Here is a 5,137-nt window from a genome sequence, read left to right on the forward strand (position 1 = left end):
TTTCGCCTCTCCCGCTACCAGGAAAAGCTGGAAGCCCTCTATGCCGAGCAGCCGGAGTTTATCCAACCAGAAAGCCGCCGCAATGAGGTGATTAACTTTGTCAAGCAGGGCCTGCGGGATTTTTCCATTTCTCGCCCCAGCGTCTCCTGGGGGATCCCTTTTCCGGCGGATCCCGGCCAAACCCTCTACGTCTGGTTTGACGCCCTGATCAACTACATCAGTGCCGCTCTGGATCCTGACGACGAGCCCACCTTGGCAAATGCCCTACGCCGCTACTGGCCTGCGGATGTGCACCTGGTGGGCAAGGACATCGTCCGCTTTCATGCCATCTACTGGCCGGCCATGCTCATGTCCGCAGGTCTGCCCCTGCCCAAGCAGGTGTTTGGCCACGGCTTTCTCACCAAAGATGGCCTCAAGATGAGCAAAAGCTTGGGGAACACGGTGGATCCCTTTGAGCTGGTGCAGCAATACGGCGCCGATGCCGTGCGCTACTACTTCCTGACGGAAATCGAGCTGGGCAAGGATGGCGATTTCAGCGAGGGCCGCTTCGTTGACGTGCTCAACGCCGATCTGGCCAACGACCTGGGCAATCTGCTCAACCGCACCCTCAACATGCTCAGGAAATATCAATCCGACTACCGCGTTCCCGCCGTCGGGATCCCTGCAGATCACCCCCTCAAAACCCTGGCCGAGCGCCTTGCCCCGGCAGTGGCCGACGCCTACGAGCGGCTGGATCCCAGCTCTGCTGCCCGCAAAGCCCTCAGCTTAGCCCAGGCCAGCAACAAATACCTTGATGAGCAGGCTCCTTGGACGCTGCACAAGCAAGGGCAAAACGAACGGGTGGCCCAGATCCTCTATGCCGTTCTGGAAAGCGTGCGCTGGGTGGCAGTGCTGCTCTCGCCCCTCATTCCCGCTCTCAGCCTCAAGATCCTGCAGCAACTGGGGTTCTCCCTCACCGACATCACGCAACTGCGCTGGGATCCCGATGCGACTTGGGGCCAGCTTCCCCCCGGGCAAGAGCCCCAGCCTCCTACGCCTGTCTTTCAGAAGATCCTGAGGAACGCCTAGGGATTGGCGATGTCCGGTCGGGAAGATTGGGCAGCGGCTTGGGATCCCTCTGGTGTGGCTCCGCCGGCAAAAGGGCGGTCACCTCCCAGGGGAAGTGTTGATGAAGCAGCGGAGAAAGAACGGTTGGATGGGTCGGATGGGCGCAGCCGCGGGTTGTGAATCGCGCCAGTGGTGGGGGGCACTTCGCCGGACAGCGTCTGCCAGGCTGCCCGTACCCCTGCCCAAAAGCTGCGGATATTGACTTGGGCGCCCTGGGCTTGGGTGCGTGCTCCTTCGATGGAGCGGTTGACCTGCTTCACCACCTGCCCGGCCCCTTTCACCCCTTCGTCGAGGCTGTCGGCAATCTCGCTCACTTCCAGGCTGGTCAGGCGCAGGGCTTCCAGTGTGGGCGGCAATTCCCGCAGCAGCGTGTCGAAAAAGCGCTCCACGCTCTGGGCAGCTCGACCCAGTTGAATGACGGCAGGTAGTAGGGTCAGGATCACTGCCAAAATGCCCACTGCTACCAGGCCTACCGAGAGGCCGAGCCAAAAGACCGGGTCGTTCATCCCGCCGCCTCCTCCCCATCCCGAGCTTCTAGGTCAGCTTCTTCCCCGCCAAAGGGACGCGAGTTCTGGGCTTGGAGCAGCTCCCTTCGCTTCTGCAACATGGCTTCTTTGCCCACCGCCACTGCCTGCTGCAGCCGCAGCAGAGCCTCATCCAAACTGCGTTGGGCAGCGTCGAACAACTTTTCCGATTGATATTGCAGACTGCTGGTCACATCTTCTGCCACCTCTGGCAGGGCCTCTGCCGATTTCTTCAGCAGTCGCCGCGTCTCCCGTCCGCTGCGGGGAGCCAAGAGCAGGCCGATGGCGGTGCCCACAGCAGTTCCCAGCAACAGCCCACCGATAAACGCGCCAGTCCGGTTTTCAGCCATGCTTTGCCAGAGTTGAGTTGGATACGGGTGGCCCCGAAACCAGACTACCTTAAGATCTCGCGGGATCGGCGGGCTTGCCGCGCGCCGGGTCAACTGTTCCTAGAGAATCCGCAGGGGATCCACATCCAGGCTGACGCGGATCCCTTGGGGGGGATGGCCAATGGCGGCCTGGATCTGCGCAGCCAGCTTCGGGCGATCCCAATCTTGGTCGGGCAGTTGCTTCAGCAGGATCTGCCAGCGGTAGCGTCCGGCAACCCGCTCCACCTGAGCTGGCCCCGGCCCCAACACCTCTGCCGGGATCCCCTGTAGGCGTTCGGCCACCCGATGGCAATAACGCTCCAGGGCTTCCAGGCGGGTGCTGCTCAAGCGGATCAAAATCAAAGCTCGGTGGGGAGGATAGCCCCCCTCTCGCCGTTGTTGCAGTTCTGCCCGCAAGAAGCCCTCGTAATCTTGGGCCAGCACCGCCCTCAAAATCGGGTGCTCCGGCAGATAGGTCTGGATAATCGCCTGTCCTGGCAGGGATCCCCGGCCCGAGCGCCCTGCCACCTGGGTGAGCAGTTGAAAGCTGCGCTCGCCGGCGCGATAGTCGGCTTGGTGCAACAGCCCATCGGCGGCCATCACGCCCACCAAGGTTACCTGGGGTATGTCCAGCCCTTTGGTGAGCATTTGCGTGCCCACCAGCACCTGGGCCTTGCCGCTGCGAAACTGCTCCAGCAAATCGCGATGGGATCCCTTGCGGCGGGTGGCGTCGCTGTCGTAGCGCAAAATCGAGAGCTGGGGCCAATGCTGGTGCAGCACTTCCACCACTTTTTGGGTGCCGGTGCCGAAGTGCTTCAGGTAGGGGGATCCACAGGCGGGGCAGCGCTGCGGATGGGGTTGGCGGGCGCCGCAGTAGTGGCAGCGCAGTTCCTGCCCGCCGAGATGGGCCAGATGAAAGGTGAGAGAAACATCACAATGCTCGCAGGTGAGGACAAACCCGCAGCTACGGCACAAGACGAAGGTGCTGTGGCCGCGGCGGGGGACAAAGAGAATGGCCTGTTCCCCTCTGTCCAGCGTCTGCTGCAGGGCCTGGTGTAGACGGCGGCTGAGGATGCTGCGGTTGCCGGCTTGGAGCTCCTGGCGCATGTCCACCAGCTCCAGTTGGGGCAGGGTGGCCGGGATCCCAGCTTGGGGGATGCGCTGCGGCAGGGCCAGCCGGATCCACCGCTGCGGATCCTGCAGATGGGCGGCATAGGTTTCCACCGCTGGGGTTGCACTGCCCAGGACCAGGGGACAACCGGCCAGCTCGGCCCGCCACTCGGCCACCTGACGGGCGTGGTAGCAGGGCTGGGGCTGATCCTGCTTGAAGCTGTCGTCGTGCTCTTCGTCCAAGACGATCAGGCCCAGCTTGGACAAGGGGGCAAACACCGCCGAGCGGGTGCCGATCACCACTTGGGGGGTGGAGGACAGCATCTGCCGCCAGGTGTCGTAGCGCTCGCCTTCCGAGAGGCCGCTGTGGTAGGCCCACACCTGGGATCCCAGCCGCGCCCGAAACCGATCCATCAGTTGCGGGGTAAGGCCGATCTCGGGCACCAGCACCAGCGCCGACCGTCCTTGCTGCAGCACCTGGGCGATCACCTGCAGGTACACTTCCGTTTTCCCAGAACCGGTGACCCCGTGCAGTAAAAACCGCTGGAACCGGCCCAAAGCTTGCCGGATCGCCTCTACCGCCTGGGCCTGGGCGGCCGTCAAGGGCCTGGGCGGATCCCGCCACCCCGGCAGGCTGGCATCTCCCAGCCGCAGCAGTGGGCGCTCGTAGAGGTGGACACGGCCTTTGCGGGCCAACCCCTGCAGAACCGCTCGGCTCACTCCTGCCAGGCGCTCCCACTCGGCGAGCAGCAGCTCTCCCCCCTTCTGCTTGAGGATCTGCAGCGCCTTCTGCTGAGGGAGGCTCAGCCCCTCTGGGGAGTCGTCGGCCAGACTGGCGGCCAGCTGGGTTTTCACCCTGCCCCCCTGTTGCTCCTGCCAAAAGCTCTCCACCCAACCCCGTCGCTGCAGTTCCCGCAGGGCGAGGGCGGCAGTGGGCACCTGCTGTTGCACATAGCGCCAAGACAGCTCTCCCCCTTTGGCCTGAAGCAGCTGCAGCAGGGTTTGGGCAGCCGGCGAACATTCCTCCCCTTCGGCAGGGAGCCTGAGCAAGCGGACACGCCGCTGAGAACGGCTGAGCAAGCCGGGGGGCAATACCGTGCGCACCACCTGGGCCAGAGGGGTGAGGTAATAGTCGGCCACCCGCTGCAGCAGGGGCCAGAATTCTTTGGGCAGGATCCCTTTGGCCACCACCGCCTCGATCTCCCGCACCGACTGCGGATCCACCCCTGCCGGCAGCTCGGAGCGCCAACCCAAGGCCACTGCCCCCGCCATTTGCTGACCAAAGGGTACGCTGAGCAGGTCGCCCGCTTCTGGCGCGGATCCCTCTGGCACACGATAGGTAAAGCAACCCCCCAAATGGGGATGATCCACCCACACTTCCAGCCAGCGGGGAGGCACAGGCTGCAACACGGGATCCCTCACGGACGGGGCAGAAACCTCGGCAGATCGACCGCCCGCTTGCTTGCCCGAGACGGTAGAGGTTGGGCCAGGGGCTGAATTGTAGGCTTGGCAGCAGGGGTTGGAGACAGAGCCTGGCCAAGGGACTCTGTTCGCGTGAGGGCGCTGGAGGTATCGGCCCGAGGTGGGACATCCAAGCCTTTGCGTTCCAAAGCCGCCTTCAAGCTCAGCACATGCATCTGCTGCTGCTCGTATTTTTCTCGGAGAGAGCGGTTTTCTTCCCACAGGGCAGCACGCTCCCCTTGCAGGGCTTTGATCTGCTCTGCTTGCTTCTCCAGTTGCGTGGACAAGGTTGCAATTTCTTCTTGCAGATGGAGAATGGTTGCCTGCGCAGAGCGCAACTGTGGCTGCCAGTCGGGTTGGGCGGCCAACTGCTCCAAGGCAGCCTGCAACTGCCGCTCCATGGCGGAGAGATGCTGCTGGGCTTGGGCGTACTGTTCCTGCAGATGGCGGTGCTCTTGCTGCCAACGGGTAACTTCCGCCTGGGCTTGGGAGAGGGCCACTTGCAGCGCTTCGGCCTGGGCCTGCCACTGCTGTTGAAGCTGTTGCTGCGCCAGGGATCCCTGGCGC

At 63.6% G+C, this 5,137-nt stretch carries 4 protein-coding genes and 1 pseudogene; 1 reads left to right on the plus strand and 4 read right to left on the minus strand.

The features are described 5' to 3' along the window. Positions 1-1,068: methionine--tRNA ligase (metG, locus tag NW819_RS01485; RefSeq protein WP_414412681.1), on the plus strand; the 1,068-nt coding region annotated here is incomplete at its 5' end. Here metG and NW819_RS01490 read toward each other — a convergent pair. The 4 genes and pseudogenes from NW819_RS01490 to NW819_RS01505 all read right to left on the minus strand — a co-directional run. After that, positions 1,065-1,613 (minus strand): hypothetical protein, encoded by a 549-nt coding sequence (locus NW819_RS01490; RefSeq protein WP_011433807.1) that lies wholly within the window; start codon positions 1,611-1,613, stop codon positions 1,065-1,067. The genes metG and NW819_RS01490 overlap by 4 nt on opposite strands. Further along, positions 1,610-1,981, minus strand: a complete 372-nt coding sequence (locus tag NW819_RS01495; RefSeq protein ID WP_011433806.1) for a YtxH domain-containing protein — start codon at positions 1,979-1,981, stop codon at positions 1,610-1,612. Before NW819_RS01495 ends, NW819_RS01490 begins: the two co-directional genes overlap by 4 nt. Positions 1,982-2,080: 99 nt before the next feature. Then, positions 2,081-4,519 carry a primosomal protein N' gene (priA, locus tag NW819_RS01500; RefSeq protein WP_414412682.1) on the minus strand — a complete coding sequence of 813 codons (2,439 nt, stop codon included), beginning with the start codon at positions 4,517-4,519 and terminating at the stop codon, positions 2,081-2,083. An 8-nt stretch (positions 4,520-4,527) separates the two neighbouring features. Then, positions 4,528-5,137 (minus strand): annotated as a pseudogene (locus NW819_RS01505) (hypothetical protein); the annotation flags it as partial.

This window comes from Synechococcus sp. R8-2 (genome assembly GCF_047461715.1).
In the GTDB taxonomy this organism is placed as follows: Bacteria; Cyanobacteriota; Cyanobacteriia; order Thermostichales; family Thermostichaceae; genus Thermostichus.